We start from the raw sequence: 16,173 nt of genomic DNA, 5'->3' as shown, positions 1-16,173 counted from the left end.
CGCGTGTGCCATTCCAGGCCATCATCCGCATTTTGGGGTCGCCATGTCTGGTGCCAAGAATCGAGCAGCGCGTCAATCCCCCATCGATCGAGGGGTTGACTCCATGCGGGCCATACGAACGTATTCTCTCGACGACCTCCGATGCCATGCCCTCTCTGCCTGACACGCCCTTGGCGTTGTCGAAGGCCATCACCCCGGACAGGAAACAGCGCCAAGCCGAAGAAAGCAAGAACTTCGACAACCGGCTCTACCATGATGCGAACACCCTCTCGTGCCCGGTCAGGAAGTCGAGATATGTCAAATCCAAGACCGTTGTCGCTGACCGGAACCGAGACACCGTCAACGGCGTTCTGGATGGCTTCGGTGAGTTCATCTGAGTCGTCTTGGGCAATGTGGTCGTAGATCTTCAAGAGTCGATGATGAAGCCATTTGATGGTCCCTGGACCACCAGGATCGAATGGAGCATGAGCCGCTTTACCGGAGTCGATGGCTAGATCGGTAAGCGATGAGGTCAAGGTCCAAGCATCTGGATGGCCTCGGCTGAGCATTACACGTTCGACGAAAATGTCAACTGGAACCTGTCGCTCCAATGGGGCACATCCTTTGAACTCCCTGGCCAAAGGCATCTCTTCGAGGCGCTGCCTATCCGGCCATGCATCGCAGACAGCAACTCCTGGGTCCTTGGAAGGGTGATGAAGCACTGCAATGGGGGAAGGGCCTGAAGTCCAGCTGAGCCCGATCTCTGGATCAAGGACAGTCGTCCCAACAGCAGCGAGCCAGGCATTGACCCAATCGGCTGGTAGTCCAGGGCATTCACGAACGAATGGATCATTCATCGGATCTCCAATGCTGCCTGGGACGCTCCCGATACCAGGTGGTCGGCTTGTCGAACGATGGCTTCGAGCAAAGCGAGTCCCCAACAGCCATAGTGTTTGTTCAACGTGGCGAACCTGTTGGGCTGCTCCCAGTCCACATCTGAGAGGTCGGCATCGGCAGTTACATAGTGCCCGTCAATCTGATGGGTTACCTTGGTCCCAGTCAGGTCTTCGACTGGCCTGACCAGCGGCCGACCATGACCGTGGTGGGCTACAACCAAATGCAGCAGGAGGCTCTGCTCGGCCTCGCTGAAATTGTGACTGCCCTGGGCCAGCCAGGCAGAGGCAAGCCGACGTGACAGCTCCTCATGGCGACCTCCGCTAGGCCATCCAGACGCTACGCGGCTGTGCTCCCATCGCGATTTCGGGATCTCCGACTTCGCCAAAGCGCTGGAGTGGTCTTGGTCGGGGTCGAGCCAACTTTGAAACCGAGTATCAGCCTTGCCGATGTCGTGGGTCCGAGCTGCCATCTCAATTAGCTCGGCAGTGCTGGGGGTGACACCAATTGCATCGGCGATACGTCTCGCCGTCCTCGCGACATCGTTGCCATGAGCTTCCAGGCCCACGGGATCGGCGATCGAGAGTTCGTCAAACTCATCGAAGCTCACTTCCTGCTTACCGTCCAGTTGTTCTTCGACGCGTAGAGCCGGTAATCGCGGAACTTCGCGAGCGGGTTCAACAACTGCATTTCGAATCCCCCTATGGGCAATGCCGTTCCTGAGCCCCTGGAGGAACTCCTCCCACTCCTCACCAGAAATTGACGGAGGTGCACCGCCTTCTTCCAGCTCGTCGCAAAGACTGTCTGCCGCAAAGGAGATTTCCTCTGGCTCTGGTTCTTCATTTCTTTGGTCGACTAAACCTACTAGCTTTGCCATCGCTGCCTTTAGCCCGTCGGACACGGTCTCATACAGACCCGCCAGGGTTTTTTCCGACACCACAAGCCCATTGGGAAGAACGGAAGCGTCTACTGCAAGCCCTCTCCATGCAGGGTTCCAGTGGCCGCTGTGGTCAAGCTTGCCAGCTTCGCAGCCCACAACGACTGCGTCTCCGGGACGTAGGACCAGGTCACCGTCATCCCCTAGAGCAATATCCTCAGCGGTGGCTTGATCTGAGCCAACCCGGACGCAGTTCGCGCCTGCAAGCTCCTTCCTGGCTTCTCCAACGGGGACTGCGACAACCTCATCGGGGGAGATACGGGGCCAGATCTTGTGTCCCGACTTGGGAACATGGACTCGCCAGACGACGCCGACGTCCCGGTCGCTGTCGAGCACCCCAGAGAAATATGGCTCTACAGGTGCTTCGCCAGGAGGTGGGGTGCTCGTCTTGACCCACTCCCATAACAGTGCCTCAGCAAGAACCGGGGCATCCAAAGCCTCTGAAGGCAGGTCTCCAAGAGCTACACCAACATTCCCCGGAGACATATCGACTTCCTCGTTGAAGCCACGTGCTGCGTCAAGCAATTCAAGTACCCTGACAGGTTCTTCACCATAAACGGGCCACTGCCCGTCTTTAGACTCGACATGCACATAGACCCCTCGGGCGTGGGGGCGGCTGCCGAGGCGGTTCAAGCGCCCGAGGCGCTGGGTCAGCGCGCGGATCCCACATGCCTCTGTGACCATGTAGTCGGCGTCGAGATCAGCCCCAACCTCGAGGGTCTGCGTAGCGACGACAACTAGATGCCCACCGCCTGAGCGACCAAGCTTCTTTGGCGTTAGTCCAGCCGACATTCGGGAAGTGATCGCTTCAACCGCTTCCTTGGCCTCAAAACCGCGGGTCCTCCCGGTGGCAACTACCACTTCGCAGTCGCATCGTGATCTCAATGCCTTCGCCACCGACAATGCTGTCTTTGGCGTGTTGACGAAAACCAGAATCCCATGTGAACTGCCGGCGTCAAGAGTGTCCAGCAGTCCCTTAACCTCAGATGCAACGGCCTTAGCCGGGTCGCTTTGGGCAATCTTTGCAACGCTCAGGGGCTTTGACGCCCCAAGGCGCGTCGCAATTTCAGCGTTAACCCTGTCGGCTTCATCAAGGTCGAACCGATCCACCGTTGCGTCTCCGGTAGCGGTAAGTGCAGCAACTACAGGGGTCATCCTCTGGATCGGCAAAGCCTGTTCCGCACCTGCTCCCAACCCGTTGCTGCCACCAATGGCATCAAGGAGCACCCGGAGCGGCTGAGCCAGATGGGCCTCGTCGAGCAGAACGAGGGTGTCGGTGCCTGCGAGAGCTGCGTCAATCGGGCGCATCGACTTCGATGATCCATAGCCCCGGAACAGCACCCGTGAGCCATACATGGGGATGGTGGAACAAATGATCGCCAGCTGCCCAGGATGGCCAGGCCGATTGTGCGAGTCGCCACCACGAAGACGTAGTGCTTGCAATGGCAGGCCGATGCCTGAAATCTCTCGGAGACGTGCAGCCATCGCCTTTACCGTCGATGCCGCTTCACCGGCAAGGCCAGTGATGGGTACGCTCCTCCCGTCGATCTCAATGTTTCCAGGGTTCTCTGGATCAGCAAGCAACCTTTCGAGTTTCAACGAATGCCGATAGGTGTCATCGACCAGGATGCGGCGGTTCACAACCCACCAGATCCTGGTGGGAACTGTGCGGTCCCATGGATCCCTGTCTGCTTGGCTGGCCAGCGCCCAAACAGCAATGTCAAGGCAAGCTGTTTTGCCTAAACCTGTTGGGATGCCGATCAGCTCCGGCCACTCACCAGTCTCGGCAACCTGCTTGGCCAACCGCGCTTGCCATGGGAATGGCTCGCGCTCATGGATTGACCGGTACCAATCGCTGAACTCGGGACAATCTGGAATGCTCACTCCTGGTCCTCCCTAGGATCACAGGGAGCACAAAGACCAAGGCCGTAACTGCGGGCAGAACCAATGACAACAGGACCGGTCACCGGCGATTCAAAAACAAGACCCACATGGGCATACGGACGAGTCTGAGTATGCCCGGGCCGCCGAGTCTCAGCGGGATGCAGATCTACGCTTCCGGGCAGCAGAGGTTTTCGGCTGATCCGAAATTGAACAGGCTTGGGAAGTCCTGCTTGCTCGCACCAACGGATAACCGCTGCTGAGTCAATTCGTTGGTGGCGATCGCTGACGGCGGGGAGGGCGGTCACCCACCGACGGGCGGGACCTTGCCATCGCCGAGGGTCTGTAGTCCAGTTTCCTCGGGAACGGTCAACTGTGATCCTGCTGCCACCGGCCAACGACAACGACCCAATCGAAGACAGCGTGCTGGCCAAGTTGCGCACTTCACTCTCATCTACCCCTCTCGGAACCCAGACTGTGGCACCATGGATCTTTCCGTCGGAATAGCGGTGTCCGACATTCGGCAGCGCGAGAAACCGGGCAAGCTGATAATCGGACTCACCATCATTGACATGACCGTGCAACCAGCTAGCCCTGATTGTTCATGGGGGGTGTGGTGTTGGGGGGTGCGCGTCCGCGGAAAAGCCCCTCTGGTGTGGGACGATGTGTGTTGATGTTCACGTATCGGTTCCACAGAGAGGGGCATCTCCGAGATGCAGGCTAGCAGCACTTGCGATGTGAGGGTGGCGGGCGGCGGCGGTCAGGTGGCGGCGCATTCGGGTTTGTTCGCTTTGGGCCGTTTCGCCGATGGTTTGGGGCTGGGGGAGGCGTTGTCGGCGGCGGTGCCGCCGGGCGGCGAGCGGGCGCCTGTTCATGATCGGGGCAAGGTGCTGGCGCATTTGTTGTTGGTGTTGGCCGGGGGCGGGGAGGCGTGTGCCGATATCGAGCATTTGCGGGCGCAGCCGGTGCTGTTCGGCGAGGTGGCGTCTGACTCGACCCTGTACCGCACGCTGCGCGGTTTGGGCCCCGATGTGGTGGAGGGCCTGTGGGAGGCTGTGGCCGGTGTGCGGGCCGGGGTGTGGGAGCGCCGCGGCGGCGCGTCGGGTTCTGCTCCGGTGGTTTTGGACATCGACTCGACATTGGTGGAGGTCCACTCCGAGAACAAGCAGGGCGCGGCGGCGCATTTCAAGGGCGGGTTCGGGTTCCACCCGATGCTGTGCGCCACAGACGAGGGGGAGCCGTTGTCGATAAAGCTGCGGGCCGGCAACGCCGCGGCCAACCACATCTTTGACCACATAGAGGTCCTCGACGCCGCCATCGCGCAGCTGCCCGCCGCCGTAGCGATGGGCCACCGCGAAGGCGACGACGCGCCGCCGGGCCGGGAGGTGCAGCTGCGGGTCGACGCCGCGGGCTGCTCTGCGCAAATCGCCGAGGCATGCCGGGCCCGCAACGTCGGGTTCTTCATGACCGCGCGCTCAAACCAGCAGGTCACAGCGGCCATAGACCGCAGCCGCTTTCGCGCCGAGAAGTGGCAGCCGGCGCTCGGCGCCGACGGCGAGCCCTCCAAGCGCGCCCAAATCGCCGACCTCACCGAAAGCGCCGGCCTCGCCGGCTGGCCCGAGCGCACCCGCTTCATCGCCCGCCGAGAGCCGCTTCACCCCGGCGCGCAGCGCACCCTGTTCGACTCCGGCAACTGGCGCTACCGCGGGTTCTACACCGACGCAACAGGCGACCCCGCCGAATTGGACGCCCACATGAGAGCCCATGCCCGCATCGAGAACACCATCGCCGACCTCAAAGACTCCGGACTCAAACGCATGCCCTTCACCGACTACGAAGCCAACGCCGCCTGGGCCGCCCTCGTCGCGCTCAGCCTCGCGCTGGTCAAATGGTTCCAACAACTCCGCCTCACCGGGGCCTTAGCCCACGCCGCCCCCAAACGCCTCAGATGGCAGCTATGGCACGCACCCGCCCGCCTCGTGCGCTCCTCCCGCAAATGGACCCTGCGCCTGCTCGACTGGTGGCCCGCCACCCCACAACTCCTCCACGCCTGCCAGCCCCACGCCCCATAAACCCGCCCCGCCCGGCCCACTCACCAACCCGTCCCAAAACCCCGACCCGACACGCCCCACCACGCCCCAAAACCCCCGACCACACCCCAAAACACCCGCCCCGAACACCCGACCACCCCCAACACCGAACCCCAACACCCGAACCACACGAAAACACCCAAACCCCACCCGCCCAAAGCAAATCAGGAATTCTCATGAACAATCAGGGCTAGGTGGACCACCGTAACTTTGCTCATATCGAGCGAGTGTTGTCTGCTTGAGCCCGTGAGCTACAACCGCTGCTCGCCGACCTGCGACTGGACTCTGAAATCGAAGCCAAACTGGAACCAGTCCTAGCCGAGTCTCCGTGGGAGGATCCAAGGGATGCCGATAATGGGCTCGGGGTTGATACCGCCGGGTCTGGCTTCTAGTTGCACCATGCTTTGACCAGGCCTCAAAGGCGGCTGCCCACCTGGCAACGTCACCAGACGCATGCACGTTGACGACTTCCTGGCCATCTGGGTCTGGCACCCACAGCATGTCTTCGCTGCCTTCGACCGATTGGCCAGCAAGACGTGCAACGGTGATATTGACTGGCGAGTCAGCACAACCCAGATACCCAACACGGGCAGCCCGGTACTCCAGGGCAACCAAATCCTCTTCACCGACCTCAACGTCGTACACGAACCTGACGGACGGATTACGGGGAGCAACCCTGACCCCTGGTCGCACCAAAACGCCCGTCCGCGCCACGTACTCCTGCTGCTGCCTTCTGACACGATCTTGTCCAGCGACATACCGCTCCTCGAGTGACTGGTGATGTGGGTCCGGATCAGCATGAATCGTTGGTGGATCTGCTGCTGCCAGCAGCTCAAGCTCAGCGCCAGTTGTGCGTCGGGTTTGGCCGCCGGTGCCGTCGGCGGCAATCAGCGCTGCAAGGAGCCGCGATGGTGCAGGAGGCCACTCTCCATGGGTCTGCCTACCAGTTGGAGCAGAACCATCAGGATCTGCCCGGTAGGTACCTTGCAACAACTCGACATCGAAGACGAGCACTCCTACTCCTCCGCTCTACCGAGGTCGGGCCAGGTCGCGCGAATCGCCGCAGTCAGGCCCTTGTTCGGGGTCAGTTGAATTGGCTCTGTCCCCCATCCCTCGGTGGGGACACCTACGGCTCGGGCTACTTCGAGTGCCTCCTTCACCAGACTTGCGGTGTCGTTGATAGTCACTTCAGTCGAATCGAGCCGCGATTCACTGCCTATCACTACCAGGTCAGTGCCTGAACGGAGCGCAATCGCCCGCCCAAACGCCGAATGGTGTGCGTGGAGGCCAAGGGCACCAATCAGTGTTCGAGCCGCAGCATCTTGCTCTTCCGAATAGCCGTCGCCGAGTCGGACCCGACGAAGCTGCGGAAATGACAAAGTCGCCCTCTGGGTGATCCGCCGGAACGAAACCGGAGCAAGGGTCTCATCTTGTGGCCTCGTAATGACCTGTCCATGTCCGATGGCAGACATCTTCTTTTCTTCGGTCGGAGACTTGCCCTCTTGCAGTTCCCAGCCTGCGATCAAATCGTCCTTATTGTGTTCCGCCAATCCCACTTCCTTGATGATGTTGTATGGGTCGCCTTTCATGGCTGCCGTTGTAACCAGTTCGTCAGACCCAGGCCCCCAGCCGACAATCTCTGATACCCATGCACGGGCGTGTTTGGCCTGCGTCCGCTTACTGCCGAGGTGGGACTGCCAGAACCCGTACAACAATGCTTGGGGGAACCAGGCTACCAAAGCCCCGGACGAATCGGCTGTGGCATCAATGATCGAACGCCCAACGGAAGACTTGACAAACGCCTCACCGTCTAGGAGAGCATCCCGCAAGTAGGCATCCGCATTCCGATGCGGCCACCGCAAGCTCGACAAGCTACGTGGCAAATGCGGGGGGAGATGGGCAAAATCTTCTCCAGTGAGGTCTAGAACCAAACGGGGAGCACCAATCTTGTCAGCAGTGGCCTCTAGCGCGGCTTCAAGCCGATTGGCCTGCGAGGGCACGTTGTCGATGACAACTACAGAGGTCGGCTCGGAAGCGTCTGCGCTCTCCCACCGTTTGTCGTGCTGGTATCGGCCACCGGCGTAGATGGCCGGATTGACCGGCGTGCCGTGACCTCCAAGCGGTTCCAGCACCGCATCTAGGACGATCGCTCCATCGGTGGCATCTTCGTCACACGCTGCTCGCAGCATGCTCATCGTTAGTGGGTTCATAGAGCCCTCTCCTTTGGTTGGGTTCAACATTGGGTAAGAATCTACAGAGGCGCAGTGACAATTGGCCGCTGTACCCGACCGTGAGCCAGCAAACCCCCCTGCTAGAACACCTATGAGCTTCCCCCCTAATCGTGGAGAGTTTGTTTTTGAGGGTTGGGGGTGGTGGCTTGTTCGTATTCTATGGGCGGGACCATGCCGATTGCGGAGTGCAGCCGGTGCTGGTTGTACCAGCTGTGGACCCACAGGGTGATTTCCTGTCGGGCTTGGGCCCGGGTGGTCCAGGCCCGCCGGTCGATGAGCTCGTGGGTGAGGGTGGAGAAGAACGACTCGGCGGGGGCGTTGTCCAAAGCGTTGCCGGTTCTTCCAGTGGACCGGGCGATGCCGAGCCGCCGGCAGGCGGCGGCGAAGGCCTCTGATGTGTATTGCGATCCCTTGTCGGAGTGGAAGATCACGCCGGCGATGCCGCCGCCTCGGGTGGCGACTGCGGTGTTGATCGCGGCTTTGGCCAGCTCCGCGGTCGGGTAGTCGTTGGAGGTGGCGAAGCCGACCATGCGCCGCGACCACAGATCCTCGACAGTGGCCAAGAACACCGGTCCCTCTGCGGTTTTGACCTCTTTGAAGTCGCCGCACCACTTCTGGTTGATCTCGGTGGCGCTGAAATCGCGCCCCAGCAGGTCCGATGGGGCCGCAGCGCCGGGGTTCTGGCTGGTCAGGCCCTTCTTCTTTTTGGGGCGGGCACAGAGGCCCTGGCGGGCCATGGAGGCCTCCACCGTGGTTTTCGACACGGCTATCCCGTCTCGGCGCAGCTGGGCGCGCACTCTGGGCGACCCGTAGGTGCCCTGGGACTTGTCGAAGGCCCGCTTCACCTCGGCGTCTGTCGCCTGTCGGCGGAGCTGCTGGGCGGTAACGGGCCGGTTGAGGTGCTTGTAGAACGTCGAGGGCGCAACGCCCAGCGCCCTGCACGCGACTGCGTGAGCCACACCGTGGTCGGTCCTTTGGGCGTCGATGAAACCAGCCATATCCGCTGTCATCGAGTGGCCTCGTTGACCCAAAGGACCACGGATCGTTTGAGGACATCGCGCTCCATCTTGAGGTGTTTCTGATTCTTCGCGACTGTTGGGCGTGTTTTTCAAGTCGCTTTGGCGGGTGGTTGGCGGGTGGTTGTTGGTTAGTGTAGCGGTCGGGGTCATTTGTGGCTCCGGTGCCATGTTCGGCGTTTTTGGTCGGCGTCTCGCATTCCTTGTCGGCGGGCGGCTCGGATGGTTTCGCCTCGGCCCTGGTGTTCGTCGTTGGGGGTGACGTAGCCGATGGCTTCGTGGAGGCGGACTTCGTTGTAGTGGGCTCGGATCCGCTCGAGTTCGGCTCTGAGCACTTCGGGTTCGTCTATGTCGTTGAGGTGGGGGTGCTCGTGTTTGGCGTGGCCCCACAGCGACTCGATCCAGGCTTGGTCGGTCGGCGTCGAGGGGCGTCCGAACTGCTGGGCGATGGAGCACAGGGCCATGAACTTGCGGGTGTCGTTGGCGTGCATCTCTGTCCCGTTGTCCGAGATCGCCAGCAGCAGCGGGACCTGGTCGTCGTCGGGGAGCGCTGCTTGGGGGTCGCCGAGGCGGGCCGCCAGCTCCTCGGTGAGGAGCCCCTCGTTTTGCAGCGCTCGGGTGAACAGGATCCGGGCGGCGACGGAGTCGGGGGCGGCGGTGAGGTGCACAGCGATCCATTTGCGGCTGACTACATCGACGATCGCGTAGGCGTGCTTGGCGGCGGTGCAGCGCTGGAACTGGGAGGCGTCCCAGCACCAAAGCTGGTTCGGGCGCCATTGGCACCACTGGGGCCAGGGCGCTTTGGGCCTGGGAGCGGGACGGGGCTCTCCTTTGAGGGCGAGGCCGCGGCGTGCCAGAACGCGGTCCACAGTCGACGGCGACACCCACACCCGCTGTTGGTAGGAGCCCCGGTGGGCGAGCTTGCGGTGCGAGCGGTCTGTGTCGCCCCACTCGTCGAACAGCGCCACGATCTCGTCTTGCTCCCAGTCCAAGATCCCGTGCACCGGACTGCCCCCGGGAGCGCGGTCGTCGAGGCGGCCGCCGGCCCGGCGCCGGTTCCAGCGCCACACCCGGGACCGGTCGATCTCCAGCACGCCGCAGACCCGGCCCAGCGTCCACCCCGCCGACACCGCGTCGTCGACCAGGCCCAACAGGGCCGCTTTAGCGGCCCCGTCGACGCGGGCGGGGATCGGGCCGCTCATCCCCAACGCGATTTTCCCCGCAGCGCCGCCAGCTCGACCGCCTGCTCGACGACCGTGGCCTGCAGCCGCTCCACCTCGGCGCGCAGCGCGGCGGCCTCCGACGCCTCCGCGGGCGTTTTGCGAGCCCGCCCGGGCTTCGACGACTGCAACGCGGCAACAGCCCCGTCGCGGGCCACCGCCCGCAACCGGGCGATCACCGACCGGTCCACCCCCGCCTCCGCCGCCGCGTCGGACTGGGTGAGCTGCCCCGACAGCATCCTCACCCACAAGTCGTACTTCTGCTCCGCAGACAAAACCCGCTTCGGTTTCCTCGGAACTGCACTCATCGCTGATAGCCTCCAAAATCAAGGCCAACAACCCTGCCACATGCGGCCTGAAAAAACCGGGAAACCGTCGCGCGAAATCAGACGCAACACAATCTCCAGCTCGGCGACCCGGCGGCGGAGCCGGGCCAGCTCGGCCCGCTCGTCCGCGGTCAAACCCCCGGCCCGCTCAGCGGCGTCCTGGCGCACCCAGTTGCCCAAAGTGCCCTCGTTCACACCGAGCTCCCGGGCCACATGGGCCACCGGACGGCCGGTCTCCTCGACGATCCGAACAGCCCCCGCACGGAACTCCGGATCGAACTTTCTTCGCATTCGTGGCATGACTCTCCTTATAGAGCATGTCTCCACGAAAAAGGGGGAACCTCAAGAACCCGACGAGGGTTTGGGCGGTCTCGTTGTCGTGGGCCTCGACATAGGCCAGGCGGCTGTGGTCGTCTATGGCGACGTGGAGGTAGCTGTAGCCGACGCGGGGGCGGCGCTTGGACCCCCGCGCCCGGGTGTTCGCCCGCCCGTGGGCCCTCCAACCGCCCCCTGGCGGGACTTTGCCTACCTTTTTGACGTCGAGGTGGACCAGGTCGCCGGGATGCGGGCGCTCGTAGCGGCGTATCGGCCGCCCGGTGGGCCGGTCGATGTGCGACAGCCGGTTCAGACCGTTGCGCACCAGGACCTTGTGCACCGTCGACGCCGGCAACCCCAGCCGGGCTGCGATGCGGGCCGGCCCCCACCGCTTTTGGCGGCGCAGCCGGCACACCTTGGCCTCGGTCTTCGCGCCGGTTCGCCGCGGCGACCGATGGGGCCGAGAGGGCCGGTCCACGAGACCGGCCTCGCCCTCTTCGACCCAGCGGTGCCACCACTTGGCCACCGTGGCCCGCGACAAACCCATCTGGGCGGCCACGTGGGCCTGGGGCATACCGCCCTGGATCCGTTGGACGATCAACAGCCGCCCCATAGGGGTCAGGCGTGCATTAGCGTGCGACATCGAGCCTCCCTTGCTCAGTGCAGTAGTTCTCAACCACCACACTGGCATCGGAGGCTCACCCAATAGCGGAGCTAACAACCTCCGTGGGCACTACAGTTAGCCCTGATTGTTCATGGGGGGTGTGGTGTTGGGGGGTGCGCGTCCGCGGAAAAGCCCCTCTGGTGTGGGACGATGTGTGTTGATGTTCACGTATCGGTTCCACAGAGAGGGGCATCTCCGAGATGCAGGCTAGCAGCACTTGCGATGTGAGGGTGGCGGGCGGCGGCGGTCAGGTGGCGGCGCATTCGGGTTTGTTCGCTTTGGGCCGTTTCGCCGATGGTTTGGGGCTGGGGGAGGCGTTGTCGGCGGCGGTGCCGCCGGGCGGCGAGCGGGCGCCTGTTCATGATCGGGGCAAGGTGCTGGCGCATTTGTTGTTGGTGTTGGCCGGGGGCGGGGAGGCGTGTGCCGATATCGAGCATTTGCGGGCGCAGCCGGTGCTGTTCGGCGAGGTGGCGTCTGACTCGACCCTGTACCGCACGCTGCGCGGTTTGGGCCCCGATGTGGTGGAGGGCCTGTGGGAGGCTGTGGCCGGTGTGCGGGCCGGGGTGTGGGAGCGCCGCGGCGGCGCGTCGGGTTCTGCTCCGGTGGTTTTGGACATCGACTCGACATTGGTGGAGGTCCACTCCGAGAACAAGCAGGGCGCGGCGGCGCATTTCAAGGGCGGGTTCGGGTTCCACCCGATGCTGTGCGCCACAGACGAGGGGGAGCCGTTGTCGATAAAGCTGCGGGCCGGCAACGCCGCGGCCAACCACATCTTTGACCACATAGAGGTCCTCGACGCCGCCATCGCGCAGCTGCCCGCCGCCGTAGCGATGGGCCACCGCGAAGGCGACGACGCGCCGCCGGGCCGGGAGGTGCAGCTGCGGGTCGACGCCGCGGGCTGCTCTGCGCAAATCGCCGAGGCATGCCGGGCCCGCAACGTCGGGTTCTTCATGACCGCGCGCTCAAACCAGCAGGTCACAGCGGCCATAGACCGCAGCCGCTTTCGCGCCGAGAAGTGGCAGCCGGCGCTCGGCGCCGACGGCGAGCCCTCCAAGCGCGCCCAAATCGCCGACCTCACCGAAAGCGCCGGCCTCGCCGGCTGGCCCGAGCGCACCCGCTTCATCGCCCGCCGAGAGCCGCTTCACCCCGGCGCGCAGCGCACCCTGTTCGACTCCGGCAACTGGCGCTACCGCGGGTTCTACACCGACGCAACAGGCGACCCCGCCGAATTGGACGCCCACATGAGAGCCCATGCCCGCATCGAGAACACCATCGCCGACCTCAAAGACTCCGGACTCAAACGCATGCCCTTCACCGACTACGAAGCCAACGCCGCCTGGGCCGCCCTCGTCGCGCTCAGCCTCGCGCTGGTCAAATGGTTCCAACAACTCCGCCTCACCGGGGCCTTAGCCCACGCCGCCCCCAAACGCCTCAGATGGCAGCTATGGCACGCACCCGCCCGCCTCGTGCGCTCCTCCCGCAAATGGACCCTGCGCCTGCTCGACTGGTGGCCCGCCACCCCACAACTCCTCCACGCCTGCCAGCCCCACGCCCCATAAACCCGCCCCGCCCGGCCCACTCACCAACCCGTCCCAAAACCCCGACCCGACACGCCCCACCACGCCCCAAAACCCCCGACCACACCCCAAAACACCCGCCCCGAACACCCGACCACCCCCAACACCGAACCCCAACACCCGAACCACACGAAAACACCCAAACCCCACCCGCCCAAAGCAAATCAGGAATTCTCATGAACAATCAGGGTGTGTTGCGTCTGATTTCGCGCGACGGTTTCCCGGTTTTTTCAGGCCGCATGTGGCAGGGTTGTTGGCCTTGATTTTGGAGGCTATCAGCGATGAGTGCAGTTCCGAGGAAACCGAAGCGGGTTTTGTCTGCGGAGCAGAAGTACGACTTGTGGGTGAGGATGCTGTCGGGGCAGCTCACCCAGTCCGACGCGGCGGCGGAGGCGGGGGTGGACCGGTCGGTGATCGCCCGGTTGCGGGCGGTGGCCCGCGACGGGGCTGTTGCCGCGTTGCAGTCGTCGAAGCCCGGGCGGGCTCGCAAAACGCCCGCGGAGGCGTCGGAGGCCGCCGCGCTGCGCGCCGAGGTGGAGCGGCTGCAGGCCACGGTCGTCGAGCAGGCGGTCGAGCTGGCGGCGCTGCGGGGAAAATCGCGTTGGGGATGAGCGGCCCGATCCCCGCCCGCGTCGACGGGGCCGCTAAAGCGGCCCTGTTGGGCCTGGTCGACGACGCGGTGTCGGCGGGGTGGACGCTGGGCCGGGTCTGCGGCGTGCTGGAGATCGACCGGTCCCGGGTGTGGCGCTGGAACCGGCGCCGGGCCGGCGGCCGCCTCGACGACCGCGCTCCCGGGGGCAGTCCGGTGCACGGGATCTTGGACTGGGAGCAAGACGAGATCGTGGCGCTGTTCGACGAGTGGGGCGACACAGACCGCTCGCACCGCAAGCTCGCCCACCGGGGCTCCTACCAACAGCGGGTGTGGGTGTCGCCGTCGACTGTGGACCGCGTTCTGGCACGCCGCGGCCTCGCCCTCAAAGGAGAGCCCCGTCCCGCTCCCAGGCCCAAAGCGCCCTGGCCCCAGTGGTGCCAATGGCGCCCGAACCAGCTTTGGTGCTGGGACGCCTCCCAGTTCCAGCGCTGCACCGCCGCCAAGCACGCCTACGCGATCGTCGATGTAGTCAGCCGCAAATGGATCGCTGTGCACCTCACCGCCGCCCCCGACTCCGTCGCCGCCCGGATCCTGTTCACCCGAGCGCTGCAAAACGAGGGGCTCCTCACCGAGGAGCTGGCGGCCCGCCTCGGCGACCCCCAAGCAGCGCTCCCCGACGACGACCAGGTCCCGCTGCTGCTGGCGATCTCGGACAACGGGACAGAGATGCACGCCAACGACACCCGCAAGTTCATGGCCCTGTGCTCCATCGCCCAGCAGTTCGGACGCCCCTCGACGCCGACCGACCAAGCCTGGATCGAGTCGCTGTGGGGCCACGCCAAACACGAGCACCCCCACCTCAACGACATAGACGAACCCGAAGTGCTCAGAGCCGAACTCGAGCGGATCCGAGCCCACTACAACGAAGTCCGCCTCCACGAAGCCATCGGCTACGTCACCCCCAACGACGAACACCAGGGCCGAGGCGAAACCATCCGAGCCGCCCGCCGACAAGGAATGCGAGACGCCGACCAAAAACGCCGAACATGGCACCGGAGCCACAAATGACCCCGACCGCTACACTAACCAACAACCACCCGCCAACCACCCGCCAAAGCGACTTGAAAAACACGCCCAACAGTCGCGAAGAATCAGAAACACCTCAATCAGGGTTAGGTTGAGGTTCCCCCTTTTTCGTGGAGACATGCTCTATAAGGAGAGTCATGCCACGAATGCGAAGAAAGTTCGATCCGGAGTTCCGTGCGGGGGCTGTTCGGATCGTCGAGGAGACCGGCCGTCCGGTGGCCCATGTGGCCCGGGAGCTCGGTGTGAACGAGGGCACTTTGGGCAACTGGGTGCGCCAGGACGCCGCTGAGCGGGCCGGGGGTTTGACCGCGGACGAGCGGGCCGAGCTGGCCCGGCTCCGCCGCCGGGTCGCCGAGCTGGAGATGGAGCGCGATGTCCTCAAACGATCCGTGGTCCTTTGGGTCAACGAGGCCACTCGATGACAGCGGATATGGCTGGTTTCATCGACGCCCAAAGGACCGACCACGGTGTGGCTCACGCAGTCGCGTGCAGGGCGCTGGGCGTTGCGCCCTCGACGTTCTACAAGCACCTCAACCGGCCCGTTACCGCCCAGCAGCTCCGCCGACAGGCGACAGACGCCGAGGTGAAGCGGGCCTTCGACAAGTCCCAGGGCACCTACGGGTCGCCCAGAGTGCGCGCCCAGCTGCGCCGAGACGGGATAGCCGTGTCGAAAACCACGGTGGAGGCCTCCATGGCCCGCCAGGGCCTCTGTGCCCGCCCCAAAAAGAAGAAGGGCCTGACCAGCCAGAACCCCGGCGCTGCGGCCCCATCGGACCTGCTGGGGCGCGATTTCAGCGCCACCGAGATCAACCAGAAGTGGTGCGGCGACTTCAAAGAGGTCAAAACCGCAGAGGGACCGGTGTTCTTGGCCACTGTCGAGGATCTGTGGTCGCGGCGCATGGTCGGCTTCGCCACCTCCAACGACTACCCGACCGCGGAGCTGGCCAAAGCCGCGATCAACACCGCAGTCGCCACCCGAGGCGGCGGCATCGCCGGCGTGATCTTCCACTCCGACAAGGGATCGCAATACACATCAGAGGCCTTCGCCGCCGCCTGCCGGCGGCTCGGCATCGCCCGGTCCACTGGAAGAACCGGCAACGCTTTGGACAACGCCCCCGCCGAGTCGTTCTTCTCCACCCTCACCCACGAGCTCATCGACCGGCGGGCCTGGACCACCCGGGCCCAAGCCCGACAGGAAATCACCCTGTGGGTCCACAGCTGGTACAACCAGCACCGGCTGCACTCCGCAATCGGCATGGTCCCGCCCATAGAATACGAACAAGCCACCACCCCCAACCCTCAAAAACAAACTCTCCACGATTAGGGGGGAAGCTCATTCTTCGACAGGGCGCGGCTGTGGTTCCG

At 64.0% G+C, this 16,173-nt stretch carries 15 protein-coding genes and 1 pseudogene; 7 read left to right on the top strand and 9 right to left on the bottom strand.

Annotated features, from left to right (window positions below):
- Positions 1 to 5: 5 nt before the first annotated feature.
- Positions 6 to 377, top strand: coding sequence for a hypothetical protein (locus tag ACOGXA_RS17365; RefSeq protein WP_419925096.1), 372 nt, complete (start codon positions 6 to 8; stop codon positions 375 to 377).
- 455 nt (positions 378 to 832) lie between these two features.
- On the opposite strand, the gene cas3u is transcribed toward ACOGXA_RS17365, so the two are convergent.
- Both cas3u and csb2 (ACOGXA_RS17355) read right to left on the bottom strand, forming a co-directional pair.
- Positions 833 to 3,694 carry a type I-U CRISPR-associated helicase/endonuclease Cas3 gene (gene cas3u / locus ACOGXA_RS17360; RefSeq protein ID WP_419925095.1) on the bottom strand — a complete coding sequence of 954 codons (2,862 nt, stop codon included), beginning with the start codon at positions 3,692 to 3,694 and terminating at the stop codon, positions 833 to 835.
- Entirely contained in the window at positions 3,691 to 4,275 is a 585-nt protein-coding gene (gene csb2 / locus ACOGXA_RS17355; RefSeq protein WP_419925094.1) for a type I-U CRISPR-associated protein Csb2, read from the bottom strand. The genes cas3u and csb2 (ACOGXA_RS17355) overlap by 4 nt, the downstream gene beginning before the upstream one ends.
- 129 nt (positions 4,276 to 4,404) lie before the next feature.
- On the opposite strand from csb2 (ACOGXA_RS17355), the gene ACOGXA_RS17350 reads away from it, so the two are divergent.
- Positions 4,405 to 5,763 (top strand): IS1380 family transposase, encoded by a 1,359-nt coding sequence (locus ACOGXA_RS17350; RefSeq protein WP_419924091.1) that lies wholly within the window; start codon positions 4,405 to 4,407, stop codon positions 5,761 to 5,763.
- A gap of 192 nt (positions 5,764 to 5,955) precedes the next feature.
- Here ACOGXA_RS17350 and csb2 (ACOGXA_RS17345) read toward each other — a convergent pair whose 3' ends face one another.
- From csb2 (ACOGXA_RS17345) to ACOGXA_RS17315, 7 genes and pseudogenes are all read right to left on the bottom strand, one after another.
- Complete coding sequence (gene csb2, locus ACOGXA_RS17345; protein ID WP_419925093.1) at positions 5,956 to 6,795, bottom strand: type I-U CRISPR-associated protein Csb2; 840 nt, start codon at positions 6,793 to 6,795, stop codon at positions 5,956 to 5,958.
- A gap of 2 nt (positions 6,796 to 6,797) precedes the next feature.
- On the bottom strand, positions 6,798 to 7,976 hold the full coding sequence (gene cas7u, locus ACOGXA_RS17340; protein WP_419925092.1) for a type I-U CRISPR-associated RAMP protein Csb1/Cas7u: 1,179 nt from the start codon (positions 7,974 to 7,976) through the stop codon (positions 6,798 to 6,800).
- 140 nt (positions 7,977 to 8,116) lie between these two features.
- Positions 8,117 to 9,022 carry an IS3 family transposase gene (locus ACOGXA_RS17335; protein ID WP_419925089.1) on the bottom strand — a complete coding sequence of 302 codons (906 nt, stop codon included), beginning with the start codon at positions 9,020 to 9,022 and terminating at the stop codon, positions 8,117 to 8,119.
- Positions 9,023 to 9,177: 155 nt separating this feature from the next.
- Entirely contained in the window at positions 9,178 to 10,230 is a 1,053-nt protein-coding gene (locus ACOGXA_RS17330; protein ID WP_419923760.1) for an integrase core domain-containing protein, read from the bottom strand.
- Positions 10,227 to 10,556, bottom strand: a complete 330-nt coding sequence (locus ACOGXA_RS17325) for a helix-turn-helix domain-containing protein (protein ID WP_419923761.1) — start codon at positions 10,554 to 10,556, stop codon at positions 10,227 to 10,229. Before ACOGXA_RS17325 ends, ACOGXA_RS17330 begins: the two co-directional genes overlap by 4 nt.
- 18 nt (positions 10,557 to 10,574) lie before the next feature.
- Positions 10,575 to 10,865, bottom strand: coding sequence for a transposase (locus ACOGXA_RS17320; RefSeq protein ID WP_419925091.1), 291 nt, complete (start codon positions 10,863 to 10,865; stop codon positions 10,575 to 10,577).
- 49 nt (positions 10,866 to 10,914) lie between these two features.
- Positions 10,915 to 11,532, bottom strand: a pseudogene (locus ACOGXA_RS17315) (helix-turn-helix domain-containing protein); the annotation flags it as partial.
- A gap of 221 nt (positions 11,533 to 11,753) precedes the next feature.
- Between ACOGXA_RS17315 and ACOGXA_RS17310 the strand changes: the two are divergent.
- From ACOGXA_RS17310 to ACOGXA_RS17290, 5 genes are all read left to right on the top strand, one after another.
- Complete coding sequence (locus ACOGXA_RS17310; RefSeq protein WP_419924091.1) at positions 11,754 to 13,112, top strand: IS1380 family transposase; 1,359 nt, start codon at positions 11,754 to 11,756, stop codon at positions 13,110 to 13,112.
- A gap of 299 nt (positions 13,113 to 13,411) precedes the next feature.
- Positions 13,412 to 13,741 carry a helix-turn-helix domain-containing protein gene (locus tag ACOGXA_RS17305; protein WP_419923761.1) on the top strand — a complete coding sequence of 110 codons (330 nt, stop codon included), beginning with the start codon at positions 13,412 to 13,414 and terminating at the stop codon, positions 13,739 to 13,741.
- Positions 13,738 to 14,790: an integrase core domain-containing protein gene (locus ACOGXA_RS17300; RefSeq protein WP_419923760.1), complete on the top strand. Its 1,053-nt coding sequence runs from the start codon at positions 13,738 to 13,740 to the stop codon at positions 14,788 to 14,790. The genes ACOGXA_RS17305 and ACOGXA_RS17300 overlap by 4 nt, the downstream gene beginning before the upstream one ends.
- A gap of 164 nt (positions 14,791 to 14,954) precedes the next feature.
- Complete coding sequence (locus ACOGXA_RS17295) at positions 14,955 to 15,230, top strand: transposase (protein WP_419925090.1); 276 nt, start codon at positions 14,955 to 14,957, stop codon at positions 15,228 to 15,230.
- Complete coding sequence (locus ACOGXA_RS17290; RefSeq protein ID WP_419925089.1) at positions 15,227 to 16,132, top strand: IS3 family transposase; 906 nt, start codon at positions 15,227 to 15,229, stop codon at positions 16,130 to 16,132. Before ACOGXA_RS17295 ends, ACOGXA_RS17290 begins: the two co-directional genes overlap by 4 nt.
- Positions 16,133 to 16,173: the final 41 nt, after the last annotated feature.

Origin of the sequence: Candidatus Poriferisocius sp., from assembly GCF_965208475.1 — a bacterium.
Classification (GTDB): domain Bacteria; phylum Actinomycetota; class Acidimicrobiia; order Acidimicrobiales; family Bin134; genus Poriferisocius.
The sequence above is the reverse complement of the archived record's forward strand: the minus strand, read 5'-3'. Positions and strand labels throughout refer to the sequence as shown.